Origin of the sequence: Streptomyces poriticola, from assembly GCF_036689765.1 — a bacterium.
Lineage (GTDB): Bacteria > Actinomycetota > Actinomycetes > Streptomycetales > Streptomycetaceae > Streptomyces > Streptomyces poriticola.
In genome coordinates this window covers 1-348 of the sequence record NZ_JBAGKH010000115.1, presented here as the reverse complement: position 1 = coordinate 348, position 348 = coordinate 1, and the positions used below count along the sequence as shown (strand labels likewise).

The following is a 348-nucleotide window of genomic DNA, read 5'->3' as shown; positions in this document are numbered from 1 at the left end:
TCCTGGGCGAAGTCGGTCGCGAAGATCCCGGTGGGTTCCTTGCCCCCGGACTCCATCAGGTACGTCTCGGCGCCGACGATCACGCGGGCGATGCCGGACCAGGACTCCTTGAACGCCTGCGAGCCGTTGAGCCCGACCAGCGACATCGTGCCGTCGATGGTGCCCCAGACGTTGTCGACGATCAGCCCGTCCCACACGAAGCTCTTGAAGTAGTACTGGAAGTCGTCCGGATCCCACCAGTCATGGGACTGCGTCTCCGGAGTGCCCCACGGCAGTTCCTCGGCCTGCCCCAGCACCTCCGCGCTGTACCCGTAGAGCCGGGCGCCGCGCGGCACGAACTGCTCGGAC

General features: G+C 67.0%; 1 pseudogene. It reads right to left on the bottom strand.

Annotated features, from left to right (window positions below):
* Positions 1-348, bottom strand: a pseudogene (locus V5O46_RS31695) (hypothetical protein); the annotation flags it as partial.